This is a genomic window from Pseudomonas sp. gcc21 (assembly GCF_012844345.1).
Classification (GTDB): domain Bacteria; phylum Pseudomonadota; class Gammaproteobacteria; order Pseudomonadales; family Pseudomonadaceae; genus Halopseudomonas.
In genome coordinates, this window is the sequence record NZ_CP051625.1 from 3169767 (window position 1) to 3187534 (window position 17768).

Here is a 17768-nt window from a genome sequence, read left to right on the forward strand (position 1 = left end):
CTCTGTCAGCGAAGAATGGTCAGCAGCGCCTGACAATGTTCGGCAGCCTCGATACCCAGGCTGGTCAGATAACCCCCATCCGTCTGCGTCACCAATCCTTTTTCATGTAAGCGCCGAGCGGCCGCTACGGTCTGCTCCGGGGCGTCGTGGGCGTGTATTTTCAGGCCCTCCAGCGTATTGGCCAGGTTGAATTGGCCTAATAGGTTGATGTCTTCGATCTCTTCGGGTGTCAGCATGGCATTACCTTCTGGTGGGTTGAAGCCGCTTTGATACTGGCAGTCTAGCCCTAAACCGGGAGGAGTTGGTGGCTGTTTCGCTGGCGGCGCGTAGCGCTGCCGGGTCCAGTGTCTTTGCTAAGGCTTTCGCCCTGGCCTGGCTTATCGATCATTCACTCGATTTATGTCGATGTACCTTTGGCGCTGTCATCGATACAACTGTACGCAGCAGGTACACACGCAAACAGGAGAGGCAGCATGCTCACGCTTCACGGCTTTAACGTCAGTAACTATTTCAACATGGTCAAGCTGGCGCTGATGGAAAAAGGTATCGAGTTTGAGGTCAACAACGTGCATCCCAGCCAGGACGAATCCTTCCTGGCCATCAGCCCGCGGGGCAAGGTGCCGTGCTTGCAGACCGAGCAGGGTTTCATCAGCGAGACCAATGTCATTCTCGAATATCTGGAAGAAACGCAAGCGGGCAAATCCCTGTTGCCGCAGGATCCGTTTCGCCGAGCCGAAGTACGCGCTCTGACCAAGGAAATCGAGCTGTATATCGAATTGCCGGCGCGTAGCTGCTATCCGGAAGTCTTCTTTGGCGGCAAGGTTGATCAGCTGGTCAAGGACAAAGCCAAGGCGGATCTGTTGGGTGGCGTGGCAGCACTGAAGCGCCACGGCAAGTTTGCCCCCTATGTAGCCGGCGAAGAGATGACCATCGCCGATATCATGTTCCTGTACAGCATCGACCTGGCGTCTGCCGTGGCGAAGAAGCTGTTCGGGCTGGATCTTCTGCAAGACTTCCCCGAGGCAAAGGCGCTGCTGGCCTCGCTAAACCAGAATCCGCATGTTCAACAAATCGAGGCAGACAAGAAGGAAGAAATGGCGGCGTTTCTGGCCGCAGCGCGCGCTCGGAAGTGAGACTTCGCTGACAAGCACGCCGTCCAAAACAACGCCCAGGTGAATGGAGGGTCGAGTTCCATCTCGACCATAGGCGTCGCCGGCTCGTAGGGCGGCCAGGATGGAACCTGGCCCTCCAGAGCTGGTGCTGTCGTGGAGCGTGGAGCTTTGTACCAAGCTGGCGACGCGGATTGGCGGTTCATCCCCATCGAGCTATGGCTCGAGAAACATCTCAAGCAGATCATTAAGAAACAACCGCCCGCGCTCGGTGGGGCGCAGGCGGTTATCCCACGCCTCAAGCAAGCCCTTGTCCTTGGCTAGCTGCAGTTGCGCAGCGATGGTCTCCAGAGGTTGCCCCGTGCGCGCCGCGTAGTACTCGGTCGGTACACCCTCGACCAATCGCAGCGCATTCATCAGAAAATCAAAGGGCAGCTCCGCTGCGCCCAGCTCCTTGCGCCCGGCGCAGAAGGGGCGGGCTGGATCCAGATAGTCCTTTGGCGTGCGGGTTTTCCAGTAGCGTTCGATGCCCCCGTCAGGGTGGCTGAACTTGCCGTGGGCGCCCGCACCGATACCGATAAAATCGCCATACTGCCAATAGTTCAGGTTGTGCCTAGCCTGCTGCCCGCGGGCATAGGCTGAGATCTCATACTGAATGAACCCCGCTTCGGCCAGACGCGCCTGCCCCGCTTCCTGGATATCCCAGAGTACGTCTTCCACCGGCAGAGTCGGCGGCCGCGAATAGAACACGGTGTTGGGCTCGAGCGTCAGTTGATACCAGGAGAGATGTTCAGGACCCAGGGCGATCGCCTGCTCGATATCGGCGCGCGCGTCTGCCAGGGTTTGGCCGGGCAGGCCGTGCATCAGGTCGAGATTCAGATTATCGAAGCCAGCGCGGCGGGCCATGTCGACGGCGCTCAGTGCTTCGCGGTCGTCGTGGATGCGGCCCAGGGCTTTCAGGTGTGCCGGGTTGAAGCTCTGTATGCCGATCGACAGCCGGTTGATGCCCGCGCTGCGATAGTCGGCAAATTTGTTCTGTTCGAAGGTGCCGGGGTTGGCTTCCAGCGTGATTTCGATATCCGCGGCGAATTTCAGACGAGCAGCCATCGCTTCAAGCAGTCGACCGAGGCTCGCTGCGGAAAACAGACTGGGCGTGCCGCCGCCGAAGAAGATCGAGGTGAGTTCGCGGCCATAGGTGGCAGGCAGATCCTGTTCGAGATCAGCTATCAGCGCATCGATATAGTCGTCTTCAGGCAGCGCGCTGTCGCTGGTGTGCGAGTTGAAATCACAATACGGACATTTGCGCACACACCATGGAATGTGGACGTAAGCGGCCAGCGTCGGGAGTTGCAGGATGGAAGTCGCGCCAGTTGAGTCTGGCGCGCGGGAGGCATTGATCACGACAGTCCGAGGCGGGAACGCAATTGCGCCATGGCCCGACCGCGGTGACTCAGACGATTCTTTTGGTCGGCGGCTAGTTCGGCGCTGGAGCATTCGGTCTCCGGCACCCAGAACAGCGGGTCATAGCCGAAGCCGTTGCTGCCGCGGGGTTCGGTCAGAATGCGCCCGTGCCATGCGCCTTCGCACACGATGGGTGTCGGATCATCCGCATGCATCAGTAACGCCACTACTGAGATGAATCGCGCTCCACGCTGGGCATCCGGCACGTCAGCAAGCGCTTCCAGCAACTTGGCGTTGTTCGCGGCATCACCGCCGCCCCCTGCGTAGCGGGCGGAATAGATACCCGGCGCGCCACCAAGCGCATCCACGGCCAGGCCTGAATCATCCGCCAGGGCCGGCAGGCCGGACGCGTGTGCAGCGTGTCTGGCCTTGAGGATGGCGTTTTCGATGAAGGTAAGGCCGGTTTCTTCAGCTTCCTCGCTGAGGAACTGGCTCTGCGGCAGAACCTTTACCGCGTCGCCCAGCATGCTCTGCAGCTCGGCCAGTTTGCCGCGGTTACCACTGGCCAGCACCAGCTGGCGAAAGGGCAGCGCCTTACTCATCCGGATGGAATTCCTGCATAAAGGTCATGGTGTGTTCCGGTGCGCCTTCTTCTGCCTGCACCGAGACTTCAAAGCGCAGGACGCCACGCTGGGCAGCCGTGTAGTTCGCCACGAAGTAGATGGATTCTTCTTCCTGGACACGGATGAAATCCAGTTGCTGGCGCTGCTCCAGGACGTTCCGCACGTTGCCCTCGACAATTGCATCGACTGCCACCGGACCTTCCGGCGTTTGACGCTGGACAGCGATGTTGATCACGCCGTGGGTCGGACCACGCTCAAGCCCGACGTTGGCAGCGGTTTCGGGCGGCAGATAGCTGCTGTTGAATACGGTGCGGTACACCAGAAGATCGCCAAAGCGCTCGGGCTCGGCCGGGCTCTGCACTTGTGCCATGGCGAGTGGGGCGGCCAGAAACAGGATGGTGCATAGCAGCTTGCGTAGCATAACGGTACTCCTCGATCAGCGTGTAACACGGTAGATTGCGATCTCACCCAACAAGTTCGGCCATAGGGCGCTCAGTCTTCCAGCTTGATGCGACTGGTCTACGACCAGCCTGTCCAGTATCTGAATAGAGCGCTCGCGGCACAGATCCTCGAAATCCTTGAATGTACAAAAGTGAATGTTGGGCGTGTTGTACCAAGTGTAGGGCATGAAATCGGACACCGGCATCTGACCGCGTAATCCGAGATACAACCGGCAACGCCAGTGGGCGAAATTGGGGAAGGTCAGAATGCCTTCCTTGCCAATTCGCAGCATGTCTTCGAGCACCCGATCCGGATAGTGCATGGCCTGCAGGGATTGGGTCATGACCACGGTATCGAAGCTCTTGTCCTCGAAGTTGTCGAGTTCCTTGTCTAGGTCCTGCTCGATCACGTTAACGCCCTTGCGCACGCAGGCGCTGATCTTGTCCGGATCGATTTCCAGGCCATAACCGTGAACGCCCTTGCTGTCACGCAGGTAGCTCAACAGCTCGCCATCGCCGCACCCGAGGTCGAGTACGTGGCTGCCGGGGCGGATCCATTGTTCGATGATTTGCAGGTCGGCGCGCAGGGTCATACGTCCACCTCGATACGGTTCATATAACCACTCAGCGCGTCGACATAGCGGGGTATCGGCAGCAGGAAGGCGTCGTGGCCCTGCGCTGCTTCGATTTCCAGATAGCTTACCGGCTTGTTCGCGGCCATCAATGCATTGACCAGCTCCCGCGAGCGTGCCGGAGAGAAGCGCCAGTCGGTAGTGAAGGAAATCACCAGGAACCGCGCTTTCACGTTTTCCAGCGCCTTGGTCAGGTTGCCGCCGTGCGCCTCGGCCGGGTCAAAATAGTCCAGTGCCTTGGTCATCAACAGATAGGTATTGGCGTCGAACCGCGCGGAGAACTCCTGGCCCTGATAGCGCAGATAACTTTCGACCTGAAATTCCACACTGGTGAAATCGTAGTTGAGCCGATCGGTACGCAGCTCGCGGCCGAATTTCTGACCCATCGAATCATCCGACAGGTAAGTGATATGACCGACCATGCGCGCCAGCATCAGGCCGCGTTTGGGGATGACACCGAAGGCGGCGTAGTCGCCGTTGTGGAAATCCGGGTCGGTGATGATGGCCTGTCGGGCAACCTCGTTGAACGCAATGTTCTGTGCTGACAGCTTGGGCGCCGCAGCGATCGCCACACAATGACGAAGACGCTCGGGATAGCTGATCGCCCACTGGATGGCCTGCATACCGCCGAGGCTGCCACCCACAACCGCCGCCCAGCAATCAATACCCAGCACATCCGCCAGCCGCGCCTGGCTGTGCACCCAGTCTTCAACTGACAGAACCGGAAAAGCCGCGCCGTAGATCTTACCGGTCTGCGGGTTGATGCTGCCGGGTCCTGTGGAACCGTGGCAGCCGCCCAGGTTATTCAGGCTGACGACGAAAAAGCGGTTGGTATCAATCGGTTTGCCCGGCCCAATGCAGGCATCCCACCAGCCGGGCTTGCGGTCGTCCGCATGGTGATAGCCCGCGGCATGGTGGTGACCGGAGAGCGCATGGCAGATCAGTACAGCATTGGTGCGGCTGGCGTTGAGGGTGCCGTAGGTTTCGTATACCAGGTCAAACTGGGTCAGAGTCTTGCCGCAGGCCAGCCGCAGCGGCTCTGAGAAGGACTGACGCTGGGGAGCGACCAGGCCAACTGAATCAGCAGGAAATCCGGACATCGGGAGTTTGTTCCTTAAACGCGGCTGCGACGAAACGTCGACAGACCCTATTAACTGGTAGCGCAGGAGAGGATAGATACAGCGCGCATCCAGCGAACGAGGCGCCAGTCTAAAGAGCGCAACGGGTGGGTGCAATATCAGCTGCGGCTGAACTCCAGTTCGGCCGGTAATACCTGCGGCGCTTCAATGGCTACTCGTTTCTGTCTGCTTTGCTGGCCACTGAGCAGGCTGACCCGTTGTTTCGGCACGGAGAAGGCGGTGGCGAGAAACTTGAGCAGCATGTCGTTGGCTTTGCCATCCACGGGCGGCGCGCTGATGCGGATCTTCAGACGCTCACCGTGCAACCCGGCAAAGCCAATGCCTTTGGCGCCGGGTTGCAGGTGACAGTCCAGGATCAGACTGTCTCCACGCCATGAGTAGAACGCCATATCGGACTGGACGCGCTCAGAGTGCCAGCGTCAGACCGCGTGGCATACCGGTCGCGGCAGCCAGGTTGGCGATGACCAGCATGTCGACCAGACGCAGGGCGATGAAGGCGAAAATCGGCGACAGATCCAGCCCGCCCATCGACGGCAGTATGCCGCGGATCGGCGCCAGCACCGGCTCGCACAGTTGTTGAACCAACATGGCAGCCGGGTTGTTGCTGTGCGGTGCGACCCAGGACAGGATCACGCTGATGATCAGGGCGAAGAAAAAGATTTTCAGAAACAGTGCGGTGACACCTATCAGCGACCAGACAAACAGTTGCCCGATGTTTGGCAGCGCGTAGCCCATCAGCATGACGATAATTGCAATAAGCACCAACTGAATCAGAATCGCCAGCACCAGAGAGGCCATATCCAGACCACCAAAGCCCGGCACGACCTTGCGCAGCGGCTTGAGTAGCGGCTGGGTGGCGCGCACGATGAACTGCGACAGCGGATTGTAGAAGTCGGCGCGTATCAGCTGCAGGATGAAGCGCAGCAAAACCACCAGCAGATACAGGCTGCCAAGCGTCTGCACCAGATAAATTGCTGCCATGTTGACGTTATTCATTGGAATTCCTTATGCGAGTTCCCTGGACATTTCGGCTGCACGCGCGGCGGCGGCCTGCATTGCCCGCGCGACGATTTGCGGCAGGTCATCATTGGCGAAGCTGTTGATCGCCTGTTCGGTGGTTCCGCCCGGTGAGCTCACGCGGCGGCGCAGCTCCGCGGCGTCGACATCGCTGTGTACCGCCATGTCCGCTGCGCCCAGCGCGGTATACAGCGTCAGGCGTTCGGCAGTGGCGCGTGGCAATCCGAGCTGTTCGCCCGCAGCGATCATCGCCTCCATCATGTAGAAAAAGTACGCCGGACCGCTGCCCGAAACGGCAGTCACCGCATCGATCTGGGATTCCTCTTCGAGCCACAGGCTGATACCTACGGCGTTGAGGATGTCTTCAGCCTGACGTTTCTGCTCGGCTGTGACGGCGGCGTTGGCGAACAGACCGCTGACACCCTGGCGGCGCAGGGAAGGGGTATTGGGCATGCAGCGTACGATGGCGACGCCGTCGCCCAGCCACTGGCCGAGGCTGGCGCTGCTGATGCCGGCGGCAATGGAAATAATCAGCTGGCCCGGCTTGCGCTCGCCGGGCAGGGCGCGACATACGGCTTGCATGACCTGGGGTTTGACTGCCAGTACCAGCACGTCGCACTCGGTGGCCAGCTTTGCATTGTCGGTGCAGGTGCGAATGTTGAGCTCGGCTGCCAGTTTGTCGGCCTGCTCGGCGCTATGATCGCTGGCCAGGATACGTTCCGGTTGCATGCCCTGTTGCAGCATGCCGCCGATCAGGCTGGACGCCATGTTGCCGGCGCCGATGAAGCCGATAGTCGGAGCAGTCATGATTTAATCCTTGCTCGGAGAGGAGGTGGAATAGTCCCGGGGGCCAAACAGCGCGGTACCGATGCGTACGATCGTCGAGCCTTCCTGCACGGCTTCGGTGAGGTCATCAGTCATGCCCATCGACAACGTATCGAGGGGTTGCGGCAGCGCTTGCATGGCCTGGCGTAGCTGTTGCAGCGGCGCCCGTCGGGCAGCACTGTCATCAGCAGGGGCAGGGATCGCCATCAAGCCGCGTAACCGCAGGCGGGGCAAGCTGGATACCGCAGCGGCCAACTCGATCAGGTCCTCGGGCAGGACGCCGGACTTGCTCGCCTCAGCGCTGATATTGACTTGCAGACAGATATTCAGCGGTGGCAAATGCTCGGGTCGTTGATCGGAGAGCCGTTGGGCAACTTTCAAGCGGTCAACGCTGTGCACCCAGTCGAAGTGCTCGGCGATGGCGCGGGTCTTGTTTGACTGGATCGGACCGATGAAATGCCAGGTCAGCGGCAGGTCTTGCAGCTCGGCCATCTTGTCCAGCGCTTCCTGCAGATAATTTTCGCCAAAATCACGTATACCGTGGGCCCAGGCATCCCGTATTGCTGTCGCGGGTCGAGTCTTGGTTACCGCCATCAGCGTTACCCCTTGCGGGTCGCGCTCGACGCTCTCTGCGGCGCGGAAAATGCGGTCACGAACGTTTGCAATATTGTCTGCTATCGTGGACATTACTGTCTCTGGATACCTTGCCAATCGGATTTGATCTGCCGGCATTCTACATGCAAGCAGGACGCTATGGGGAACCCTATGGATATAACTGAGCTGTTAGCCTTCAGCGCCAAACAGGGCGCGTCGGACTTGCATCTTTCGGCCGGACTGCCGCCCATGATTCGCGTGGATGGCGACGTGCGTCGGATTAACGTTCCGGCGATGGAGCACAAGCAGGTGCACGCGCTGATCTACGACATAATGAATGATAAACAGCGCAAGGATTTCGAAGAATTCCTCGAGACTGACTTCTCCTTCGAAGTGCCTGGCGTAGCACGTTTCCGTGTCAACGCTTTTAATCAGAACCGCGGTGCCGGGGCGGTGTTCCGGACCATCCCTTCCAAGGTGCTGACCATGGAAGACCTCGGTATGGGCGACGTGTTCAAGAAGATTTCGGATGTGCCACGTGGGTTGGTGCTGGTGACCGGCCCGACCGGTTCGGGCAAGTCGACCACGCTGGCGGCCATGCTCGATTATCTGAACGGCACCAAGTATCAGCATATTCTGACCATCGAAGACCCGATCGAATTCGTCCACGAATCGAAGAAATGTCTGGTCAACCAGCGCGAAGTGCATCGAGACACGCTGGGCTTCTCCGAAGCACTGCGCTCGGCGCTGCGGGAAGATCCGGATATTATCCTGGTCGGTGAGATGCGCGATCTCGAAACCATTCGTCTGGCGCTGACTGCCGCAGAAACCGGTCACCTGGTATTCGGCACCCTGCACACCACCTCAGCCGCGAAAACCATCGACCGGGTGGTAGACGTGTTCCCGGCCGAGGAAAAGGCGATGGTGCGCTCGATGCTTTCCGAGTCGCTCCAGGCGGTTATCTCGCAGACGCTGCTGAAGAAGATCGGCGGAGGCCGGGTCGCGGCCCACGAGATCATGATGGGTACGCCGGCGATTCGTAACCTGATCCGTGAGGACAAGGTTGCGCAGATGTATTCCGCCATCCAGACCGGTGGCAACATTGGCATGCAGACGCTGGATACGTGTTTGAAGAGCCTGGTGGCTAAAGGACTCGTCACCCGAGATGCGGCACGTGAGAAAGCCAAGGTGGCTGACGGCATCTAATTATTTGCCAACGCAGGCCGATACGCAGCTACCGGCCCGGACGGCGATCGAGGGATAGTGATGGAATTTGAAAAATTATTGCGGCTGATGGTCGAGAAGGGCGCTTCTGACTTGTTCATCACTGCGGGCGTAGCGCCCAGCATGAAGGTAAACGGGAAAATCATGCCCGTTACCAAAGCGCCGCTTTCGCCCGAACAGACCCGCGAAACGGTACTCGGCGTGATGACCGAGTCGCAGCGACGCGATTTTGCTGAACAACGGGAATGCAACTTCGCCATCAGCGCCCGCGGTATAGGGCGCTTCCGCGTCAGCGCCTTTTATCAGCGCAATCTGGTAGGAATGGTTCTGCGGCGCATTGAGGTAAATATTCCGACCATGGAGGATCTGCGCTTACCGGAGATCCTGAAGAAGTTGGCGATGACCAAGCGCGGCCTGGTGATATTTGTCGGTGCCACGGGTACCGGTAAATCCACGTCGCTGGCGTCGATGATCGGTTATCGCAACAAGAACTCAAGCGGCCATATCATCTCGATTGAAGACCCCATCGAATTTATCCATCAGCATCAGAACTGCATCGTTACCCAGCGTGAAGTCGGGATTGATACGGATTCCTTCGAGACAGCGCTGAAGAACACCCTGCGTCAGGCGCCGGACGTGATCCTGATCGGTGAGGTACGGACCAAGGAAACCATGGACCACGCGGTGGCCTTCGCCGAAACGGGCCATTTGTGTCTGGCCACGCTGCATGCCAACAACGCCAACCAGGCGCTGGACCGGATCATTCACTTCTTCCCGACTGAGATGCACCAGCAGGTGTGGATGGATCTGTCGCTGAACCTCAAGGCGATCGTTGCGCAGCAATTGATCCCGACGCCGGATGGCAAGGGGCGCCGCGCTGCGATTGAGGTGTTGCTCAATACGCCGCTGGCTGCGGACATGATCCGCAAGGGCGAAGTGCATGAGCTGAAACCCTTGATGGCGCGCTCGAACGAGCTGGGTATGCAAACCTTCGATCAGGCGCTGTACAAGCTGTATAGCCAGGGCGAGATTACCTATGAAGATGCGCTCGCGCATGCCGACTCGGCCAACGATCTGCGTCTGCTGATCAAGCTGGGTTCGGAGACCGATGGCAAGCATCTGATGGGCGATATCAACACGGGCCTGTCGCTTGAGCCTGACGCAGACGACTTTCGCCGGCGTTAAGCTGCGGCGCTAACCTCCCGCAGCTGATCATCGATCAAGCCCGCTCCGCTTATGGGGCGGGCTTATGCACATCAGATCTCTATGCCTGATAGACCAGGCGACCTGCACTGAGGGTATGGGTAACCGCGCCCGGCACGCCCAGCCCCAGGAACGGACAATTCGCGCCCCGGGACAGCCAGTTCTGGCCGATCTGGCTGGACGTGGCCGGATCGAACAGGGTGATGTCCGCCCAGTCGCCAATGCTCAATTGCCCGGCTGGCAGATTCAACGCTCTGGCTGGACCGCAGGTCAGGCGCGCGAGCAGGGCTGGCAGCTCCAGCAAACCATCCGCTACCAGGCTGAGTGCCAGGGGTAACAACACCTCGACACTGCTGATACCCGGCGCAGATGCGGCAAAAGGCACCCGTTTGGCTTCTGGCTCGTGGGGTTGATGGTGTGAAGAAATCGCCTGCACGACGCCGCTTTGTACAGCCTGGCGCAGCGCGTGCTGGTCTTCGCGGCTGCGTAGCGGGGGCTGTACATGCAACAGACTCGAGAAGCCTTCCAGATCCTCGTCACACAACATGAGTTGATACATCGCCAGATCAGCAGTGACTGGCAGACCGCGGGCCTGGGCATCGGCCAGCATATCCATGGCACGGGCGCTGGTAAGGCCGCTGAAATGGGCGCGTACACCGGTTTGTTCGATCAGCAGCAGGTCACGTGCCAGGGCGACGGTCTCTGCTGCTTCCGGAATGCCCGTCAGCCCGAGACGCGATGCGGTGGCTCCTTCATGGGCGAGGCCGCCTTCTGCCAGCGCCGGATCCTGGGGCATGAAAATGACCGGAAGATCAAACCCGGCTGCGTACTCCAGCGCCCGACGCAGGATGCGGTTGCTTTTCATCGGCGCCAAGCCCTGGGTAAAGGCGACGCAGCCGGCATCCCGCAGGGACACCAGTTCGCTGAGGTGTTCACCATCCAGGCCCTTGGTCAACGCGGCCACTGGAAATACACGAACCTGACCAGCCCGCTCGCTACGGTCGAGGATCAGTTCCGCTACGGCCGGTTCGTCGAGTACCGGATGGGTATCCGGCGGGCAGCACAGGCTGGTCACGCCGCCGGCCGCCGCTGCACGGGTTTCGCTGGCAATGGTGCCCTTCTGGGACAGGCCAGGCTCGCGCAGGCTGACGTTCAGATCCACCAGTCCGGGGCTGGCAATCAGCCCGCGGGCGTCTATGACGCTTCCCTTGAAGCCTTCCGGCGCTGGTCCGATGGCTTCGATTCGGCCATCGGTGATGTGCAGGTCGGTAATCTCGTCAAGCTGGCTGGCGGGGTCGATGACGCGCGCACCTTCGATAGTCAGTCGCATGGTTTACTGGGCTTCCTGATTGAGCTGACGCTGGGTGTTCTGACCGGCCATGGCCATCGACATAACGGCCATTCGTACGGCGATTCCGTAGGTGACCTGATTGAGGATGACCGACTGGGGTCCGTCTGCGACGGCGGACTCGATTTCCACGCCGCGGTTGATCGGGCCGGGGTGCATGACCAGTGCGTCGGGTTTGGCCAACGCCAGGGTTTCGCTGGTCAGCCCGTAGAGGCGATAGAACTCACCTTCGCTGGGTAACAGGCCGCTCTGCATGCGTTCCTTTTGCAAACGCAACATGATGACGACATCCACGTCGCGCAGGCCGATGCGCAGATCATTGAATACGCGTACGCCGTAATGATCGATACCGGCCGGCAGCAAGGTGCGCGGCGCGATCACCCGAATGTCTGGGCATCCCAGGGTGCTTAAAGCCTGCATGTTGGAGCGGGCCACCCGTGAATGCAGAATGTCGCCGACGATAGCCACCGATAGATTCTCGAAGCCGCCCTTGTGCCGGCGGATGGTCAGCATATCCAGCATGGCCTGGGTCGGGTGCGCGTGATTGCCATCACCGGCATTGATGATCGCTACGTCGGGGCAGACGTTCTGCGCAATGAAGTGCGCCGCGCCGGAGTCGCCGTGACGCACCACGAACATGTCTGCCGCCATCGCCTCGAGGTTGCGCAGGGTGTCGTACAGCGTTTCGCCTTTGCTGGTCGAGGAGGTAGAGATATTCAGGTTGAGCACGTCGGCGCTGAGGCGTTTGGCGGCCAGCTCGAAGGTGGTTCGGGTACGTGTCGAGTTCTCGAAGAATACGTTACACACCGTCTTGCCGCGCAGTAGCGGTACTTTCTTGACCGCGCGCTCGCCCACTTCAAGGAATGAATCGGCGGTATCGAGAAGTTCGGTAAGCAGATCTCTGGGAAGCCCCCCGATGGTCAGGAAATGTCGGAGCTGGCCCTGCTGGTTCAATTGGAGTTGGCTGGAATTCACGCTCATCGGGGCTCTCAGTCTGCGGGGTTCAGGGTCAACTTTAATGGCGCAGGGCCGGTCAGTTTAACGCGGCGTCCGAGCGGCAGCTCCAGGCTGGCTCCTAGGATGTCGGCGCGGATAGGTAACTGGCGCGCTTCAATATCCAGCAGGGTCACCAGGGTAACCGAGGCGGGGCGACCATAATCGAACAATTCGTTGAGTGCGCCACGAATGGTGCGGCCGGTCATCAGTACATCATCGACCAGTACCAGATGACGGTCATCTATGCTGAACGGGAGTTCTGACGGGCGCACGCGTTGAGGCAATCCGTGTTGTTCGAAGTCGTCGCGATAAAACGCAATGTCCAGCGTGCCCATGGGCGCGTCGGGGAAGCACCGGCTATGCAGCTGCTCGGCAATCCACACCCCTCCGGTATGAATGCCGACGAAGGCCGGGTCGCTGCGCTGATGGTGCTCGAGGTAGCGAGTCAGTTCTTCGGCCATGCTGTCGAGCAGCGGCTCAACCTCAGGTAGGGCGGTCATTGTCTCTCCTTGGACAGATTACCCAGCCAGGTCTCCAGCAGCAGGGCTGCTGCCAGACTATCAACCGGGTTGTCTCTATAACTGGTCGGGCTGCGGCCGGTATCACGCAGCTGTTGCTTGGCTTCGAACGTGGACAGGCGCTCATCAATGCAGTGGGTGGTCACGCGGAACCGGCCTTCAAGCCGTCTGGCGAATTTCTCGGCGCGGGCGCTCATCTCGCTAGGCGTGCCATCCATATTGATCGGTAGCCCTACCACGAGCGCGTCGGGTTTCCATTCATCAATCAGGCGGGCGATCTGGTTCCAATCAGGAATGCCGTCGCGGGCGCGCAGTACGATCAGCGGCTCGGCGCTACCGGTGAGGCTCTGGCCAACCGCAACGCCGATTTGTCTGGTGCCGAAGTCGAATCCCAGCACGCGTACTGCTGGGGTCATCAGGCGTGCCCTGCCTGGCTGGTCAGCAGGCTGAGATCTATTCCGAGCGTGCGCGCCGCTGCGCCAAGCCGTTGTTCGCTCGGCATCCCGAACAGGATGTGATGGTCCGCCGGGCAGCTCAGCCAGGCGTTATCCGTCAGCTCCCGGTCGAGCTGGCCTGGCTCCCAACCGGCATATCCCAGTGCTACCAGCGATTCCTCCGGGCCCTGTCCGTTAACCATGTCAAACAGGATGTCCCGGGAGGTGGTCAGCTGGATAGAGCCCAGATCGAGGGTGGCTTCCCAGCGCCGTGTGCCGCTATGCAGTACGAACCCGCGCTCGGTCTGGATCGGGCCGCCGGTGTATACCGGTATGTCGGCGATATCGGAAGGTACATCCAGCTCAGGAGACGTTTGCTCGAGGATATCGCTCATGCTCAGGCCGCTGAGCTGGTTAACGACCAGCCCCATTGCGCCTTCTTCACTGTGATCACACACATAGATAAGGCTGTGCATGAATCGCGGATCAGCCATGTGCGGCATGGCGATCAGGAAATGATGGGTCAGATAGTTCGAGGTGATTTCAGTCATGCCCATAGTATTGGGGGTAGCACTGACAGCTGCAAGCACGAAGCAGCAGAGGACACTGCTTTATGCACTCGGGCCGAAGACCGGGCCCGATACTCACTAGAAGCTGGACACCCGATCACCGGGCTCGAAACGCCAGGTGCGGATCAGCTCCAGAACGTCGACATCCATCAGATCGCCGGTGAAGGGAGCGAAGGGCGCCGCTAGACGAACGATGCGCAGTGCTGCGTTGTCGAGCACCCGTTGTCCTGAACTTTCAAGAATCTTCACATCGCGCAGGGTGCCGTCGCGGTTGATTTGCACCTGCATGCGCAAACTACCGTAGATCCGCTGATCGCGGGCCTCGGCCGGATAGTTCTGGTTGCCGATGCGCTCGACCTTTCGCCGCCAGGCTTCCTTATAGTAGGCGCCCTTGTCCTGCATGGTTGAAGCGGCATTCAGGCGGTGGATGCGCGGACGCTTGGCATACTGTTGGCGTTCTTCCGCGAGCTGGGCCTCAAGACTGGCAATTTCCTGGGACAAGCGCGACATATCGAAGCGCTGGGTCGGCCGTGGTGATTCGATTGGTTCAGGTCTTTCCGGAGTTTTACTGACCCGGTCAGGGCTGCGAGCCGTGGTCGTCACAGTCTGCTGCGGTTGCTCTGGTTCAGGCGGCGGTGCGCTGACTTCCTGAGCCTGGCTCACCTCATGGATTTCAGTATCCTGAAAGGGAGCTTCCTCGACGGTGCTGGGTGCGGCCTTTTCATCCAGAGTACCGCTACCTTCCTGATTAATCTGCGCCAGATAATCAGCTTCTTCTGGAGCCACGTCAGATTGTTGAGTGGCAAGCGTGATCTCCAGGGACTTGGACAGCTCGCTGGGCGTGGGCAGGTCGAACGTTACGCCAAGAATGACCAGCGCGTGCAGTACTGCCGCCAGGAACAGGGTGAACCCCAGGCGGTCACGTGGCGTGACGGTCTGCTCTATAACAGGGGAGCTGGCTGTAGCTGCGTTCTTCATGCTTTCCGTAGGCTGATAAGTGCGGGGGTTTGCTGGGCTCTGATGGCGGCAAACCGGCTATCCATTGTGCACCGCAGTCTGCCGTTGATCAGTGAAAAAGTCTATGTGCCTGATCGCGCTTTCAGCTGGCGAGCGATGGCGTCCATCAGCTGACCGCCGATGTTGGTATCGTAGGCGGCGTCGATTTCACGGATACAGGTCGGGCTGGTCACGTTGATTTCGGTCAGATAGTCACCGATCACATCGAGCCCGGCAAATAGCAGGCCCCGCTCACGCAATACCGGTCCGACCTGCGCAGCGATCCAGCGATCCCGTTCGGTAAGCGGGCGCGCTTCGCCGGTGCCACCGGCGGCCAGATTACCGCGCGTTTCGCCTTTCTGCGGGATACGCGCCAGACAATAGGGTACGGGCTCGCCTTCAATCATCAGAATGCGCTTGTCGCCATCCTTGATTTCCGGCAGGTATTGCTGGGCCATGATCTGCTGTTGCCCATGGTTGGTCAGAGCTTCGATGATGACGCTGAGGTTGGGGTCGTCTTCGCGTACACGGAAGATCATGGTACCGCCCATGCCGTCCAGTGGTTTGAGAATCACATCACGGTGAGTGCGGGCGAAAGCGCGCAGTATGTCTGCTCGGCGTGTGACCACGTTCGGCGGCGCGCATTGGGGAAACTGGGTGGCAAACAACTTCTCGTTGAAATCGCGCAAGCTGGCCGGCCGGTTCACAACAAGTACGCCTTCCTTCTCTGCTGCTTCGAGAATGTGGGTGGCGTAAAGGAATTCATTATCGAACGGCGGATCCTTGCGCATCAGGATGACGTCCAGTTCGGCCAGGCTGGCCTGACGTTCTTCGCCCAGCGTATACCAGTCTTGCGGGTCGGCGGCGACAGACAGCGGACGTGAGCAACCCATTGCCTTGCCGTCCTGCATGAAGAGATCCTGAGGCTCGAGATAATGCAGTTCCCAGCCTTTGGCTTGTGCGGCCAGAAGCATGGCCAGGGAGCTGTCCTTCTTGTAATGGATAGCGCTGATTGGATCCATGACTATGCCAAGACGTGTACGCATTCGGTGCCACCGCTGTGATGTACTGGAAGCGTTCGAGTTTACCCTCTGGGGCGCGTCCGGCAAAAGGTTGATTAAACTCGCAGAATGTTCCAGATATGATCAACCTTTATGGATTGGTCATATAAACTGTGCTAAAAGTACGCTCTAAGGGAATGGCTGGTCGGGGGGTAGGCACCATGCCGCTCAAATCGACCCATATATAAAAAGGGCTGGTCTAATGGAAGAAAATTTCGAGAGCCTGAAGGTCATGGTCATCGATGACAGCAAGACCATTCGACGGACGGCAGAAACGCTGCTGAAAAAAGTCGGATGCACTGTCATCACTGCGGTGGACGGCTTCGACGCCCTGGCCAAGATTGCTGACAATCACCCCGATATCATTTTTGTCGACATCATGATGCCGCGTCTCGACGGCTATCAGACCTGCGCGCTAATCAAGAACAACAGCGCCTTCCGTGCAACCCCGGTAATCATGCTGTCCAGCAAGGACGGCCTGTTTGACAAGGCAAAGGGTCGCATCGTGGGCTCTGATCAATATCTTACCAAGCCCTTCAGCAAGGAAGAGCTTCTCGGCGCGATCCGCGCCCATGTTCCGCAAACTCAAAACAAAGTAGCCGGTGCTGCCGGGGCCTGAGCCCTGCGCGCCGATTAGATTCTCCGGGGGAGTCCGATGGCTCGAATTCTTGTAGTGGATGATTCGCCGACCGAGCTATACAAGCTCACTGGCATGCTGGAAAAAAATGGTTTTGAAGTGCTCAAGGCCGAAAATGGTGCCGATGGGGTGGCACTTGCACGCCAGGAGAAGCCTGACGCGGTGCTGATGGATATCGTGATGCCCGGCTTGAATGGCTTTCAGGCGACCAGACAATTGACCAAGGATGCTGAGACATCTCACATTCCGGTCATTATCGTGACCACCAAGGATCAGGAAACCGACAGGGTATGGGGCAAGCGTCAGGGTGCAAGGGATTACCTGACCAAACCTGTCGATGAATCCACTTTGATAAATACTCTCAAGTCAGTACTTGGTAATTAAGGACGAGCGCACGCTCGCCTGATGCCACGTTTGCAACCAGAACAGGGATGGCATGGCAGATTCTACTCACCCTTTCGATATTCTCCAGCAGCTTGTTGCCCAGTGCCGGCAACAGGCTGCGGGTCTGCCTGCCCAGGAAGTGGTAAGCGAGACCTGGAGCGGAGTCGGTTTCCGACTGGCGGGCCAGTCAATGGTCGCCGCTATGGGAGAAGTCGCAGAAATACTGCACGAACCACGTTATACCGCGTTGCCTAGAGTGAAATCCTGGGTGCGGGGTGTGGCGAATGTTCGGGGCCGGTTGTTGCCTATCATCGATCTCAGTCGCTTTTTTGGCTCGTCGATCAGCGTTCCGCGTAAACAGCGCCGCGTTCTGGTGCTGGACCGGGACGAAGTATTCGTCGGGTTGCTGGTGGACGAGGTTTTGGGAATGCAGCATTTCCCGGTCAGCACCTTTACATCCGATACACAGGATGCGGTCGAGGCGTTCAAGCCTTACGTGGTCGGCGCCTATGTGCGGGAACAGGTTTCGCTGGTATTCAATTTCCGTGCGTTGGCGCGCGATCAGACGTTCCTTGACGTAGCGATCTGACCAGAGGGGCGGCCGGCATTTGTCGGTAC

Annotated in this window: 23 protein-coding genes; 6 read left to right on the plus strand and 17 right to left on the minus strand. The window is 59.3% G+C overall.

What is annotated here, in order from left to right; all coding sequences use genetic code 11:
• Positions 1-5: 5 nt before the first annotated feature.
• A complete protein-coding gene (locus HG264_RS14575; protein ID WP_150300058.1) occupies positions 6-236 on the minus strand; it encodes a TIGR02647 family protein in 231 nt (76 codons plus the stop codon).
• A gap of 237 nt (positions 237-473) precedes the next feature.
• On the opposite strand from HG264_RS14575, the gene HG264_RS14580 reads away from it, so the two are divergent.
• Positions 474-1133, plus strand: a complete 660-nt coding sequence (locus tag HG264_RS14580; protein WP_169408309.1) for a glutathione S-transferase family protein — start codon at positions 474-476, stop codon at positions 1131-1133.
• 192 nt (positions 1134-1325) lie between these two features.
• On the opposite strand, the gene hemW is transcribed toward HG264_RS14580, so the two are convergent.
• The 9 genes from hemW to HG264_RS14625 form a co-directional block, all read right to left on the minus strand.
• On the minus strand, positions 1326-2510 hold the full coding sequence (gene hemW, locus HG264_RS14585) for a radical SAM family heme chaperone HemW (protein WP_256663691.1): 1185 nt from the start codon (positions 2508-2510) through the stop codon (positions 1326-1328).
• Positions 2507-3112 carry an RdgB/HAM1 family non-canonical purine NTP pyrophosphatase gene (gene rdgB / locus HG264_RS14590; protein ID WP_169408311.1) on the minus strand — a complete coding sequence of 202 codons (606 nt, stop codon included), beginning with the start codon at positions 3110-3112 and terminating at the stop codon, positions 2507-2509. Before rdgB ends, hemW begins: the two co-directional genes overlap by 4 nt.
• The gene (locus HG264_RS14595; protein WP_169408312.1) at positions 3105-3554 is read right to left on the minus strand and encodes a DUF4426 domain-containing protein; all 450 of its coding nucleotides are present in this window, start codon (positions 3552-3554) and stop codon (positions 3105-3107) included. Before HG264_RS14595 ends, rdgB begins: the two co-directional genes overlap by 8 nt.
• Positions 3555-3569: 15 nt before the next feature.
• Positions 3570-4160 carry a methionine biosynthesis protein MetW gene (metW, locus tag HG264_RS14600; protein ID WP_169409157.1) on the minus strand — a complete coding sequence of 197 codons (591 nt, stop codon included), beginning with the start codon at positions 4158-4160 and terminating at the stop codon, positions 3570-3572.
• Between the two features lie 2 nt (positions 4161-4162).
• Positions 4163-5305 carry a homoserine O-acetyltransferase gene (locus HG264_RS14605; RefSeq protein ID WP_169408313.1) on the minus strand — a complete coding sequence of 381 codons (1143 nt, stop codon included), beginning with the start codon at positions 5303-5305 and terminating at the stop codon, positions 4163-4165.
• A 137-nt stretch (positions 5306-5442) separates the two neighbouring features.
• Complete coding sequence (locus HG264_RS14610) at positions 5443-5733, minus strand: DUF167 family protein (protein ID WP_169408314.1); 291 nt, start codon at positions 5731-5733, stop codon at positions 5443-5445.
• A 16-nt stretch (positions 5734-5749) separates the two neighbouring features.
• Positions 5750-6340, minus strand: coding sequence for a YggT family protein (locus HG264_RS14615; RefSeq protein WP_169408315.1), 591 nt, complete (start codon positions 6338-6340; stop codon positions 5750-5752).
• Between the two features lie 9 nt (positions 6341-6349).
• Positions 6350-7168 (minus strand): pyrroline-5-carboxylate reductase, encoded by an 819-nt coding sequence (gene proC / locus HG264_RS14620; protein WP_169408316.1) that lies wholly within the window; start codon positions 7166-7168, stop codon positions 6350-6352.
• A gap of 3 nt (positions 7169-7171) precedes the next feature.
• A complete protein-coding gene (locus tag HG264_RS14625; RefSeq protein ID WP_169408317.1) occupies positions 7172-7873 on the minus strand; it encodes a YggS family pyridoxal phosphate-dependent enzyme in 702 nt (233 codons plus the stop codon).
• A gap of 78 nt (positions 7874-7951) precedes the next feature.
• Between HG264_RS14625 and HG264_RS14630 the strand changes: the two genes are divergently transcribed.
• Entirely contained in the window at positions 7952-8986 is a 1035-nt protein-coding gene (locus tag HG264_RS14630) for a type IV pilus twitching motility protein PilT (protein WP_169408318.1), read from the plus strand.
• Between the two features lie 60 nt (positions 8987-9046).
• Complete coding sequence (locus HG264_RS14635) at positions 9047-10189, plus strand: PilT/PilU family type 4a pilus ATPase (RefSeq protein WP_169408319.1); 1143 nt, start codon at positions 9047-9049, stop codon at positions 10187-10189.
• Between the two features lie 79 nt (positions 10190-10268).
• Here HG264_RS14635 and HG264_RS14640 read toward each other — a convergent pair whose 3' ends face one another.
• The 7 genes from HG264_RS14640 to gshB form a co-directional block, all read right to left on the minus strand.
• Complete coding sequence (locus HG264_RS14640; RefSeq protein ID WP_169408320.1) at positions 10269-11537, minus strand: dihydroorotase; 1269 nt, start codon at positions 11535-11537, stop codon at positions 10269-10271.
• Positions 11538-11540: 3 nt separating this feature from the next.
• Positions 11541-12536, minus strand: a complete 996-nt coding sequence (locus tag HG264_RS14645) for an aspartate carbamoyltransferase catalytic subunit (RefSeq protein WP_169408321.1) — start codon at positions 12534-12536, stop codon at positions 11541-11543.
• An 8-nt stretch (positions 12537-12544) separates the two neighbouring features.
• A complete protein-coding gene (gene pyrR, locus HG264_RS14650) occupies positions 12545-13051 on the minus strand; it encodes a bifunctional pyr operon transcriptional regulator/uracil phosphoribosyltransferase PyrR (protein WP_169408322.1) in 507 nt (168 codons plus the stop codon).
• Complete coding sequence (gene ruvX, locus HG264_RS14655; RefSeq protein WP_169408323.1) at positions 13048-13485, minus strand: Holliday junction resolvase RuvX; 438 nt, start codon at positions 13483-13485, stop codon at positions 13048-13050. The genes pyrR and ruvX overlap by 4 nt, the downstream gene beginning before the upstream one ends.
• Positions 13485-14054, minus strand: a complete 570-nt coding sequence (locus tag HG264_RS14660; protein ID WP_169408324.1) for a YqgE/AlgH family protein — start codon at positions 14052-14054, stop codon at positions 13485-13487. Before HG264_RS14660 ends, ruvX begins: the two co-directional genes overlap by 1 nt.
• Before the next feature lie 96 nt (positions 14055-14150).
• On the minus strand, positions 14151-15050 hold the full coding sequence (locus HG264_RS14665; protein WP_169408325.1) for an energy transducer TonB: 900 nt from the start codon (positions 15048-15050) through the stop codon (positions 14151-14153).
• Positions 15051-15151: 101 nt separating this feature from the next.
• A complete protein-coding gene (gene gshB, locus HG264_RS14670; RefSeq protein ID WP_169408326.1) occupies positions 15152-16114 on the minus strand; it encodes a glutathione synthase in 963 nt (320 codons plus the stop codon).
• Between the two features lie 217 nt (positions 16115-16331).
• On the opposite strand from gshB, the gene pilG reads away from it, so the two are divergent.
• The 3 genes from pilG to HG264_RS14685 are packed head-to-tail and all read left to right on the plus strand — an operon-like array spanning position 16332 to position 17739.
• Complete coding sequence (pilG, locus tag HG264_RS14675) at positions 16332-16748, plus strand: twitching motility response regulator PilG (protein ID WP_150302081.1); 417 nt, start codon at positions 16332-16334, stop codon at positions 16746-16748.
• Positions 16749-16784: 36 nt separating this feature from the next.
• Positions 16785-17150, plus strand: coding sequence for a twitching motility response regulator PilH (gene pilH, locus HG264_RS14680; protein WP_169408327.1), 366 nt, complete (start codon positions 16785-16787; stop codon positions 17148-17150).
• A gap of 52 nt (positions 17151-17202) precedes the next feature.
• Positions 17203-17739, plus strand: a complete 537-nt coding sequence (locus HG264_RS14685) for a chemotaxis protein CheW (protein ID WP_169408328.1) — start codon at positions 17203-17205, stop codon at positions 17737-17739.
• The last annotated feature ends 29 nt before the right edge of the window (positions 17740-17768 follow it).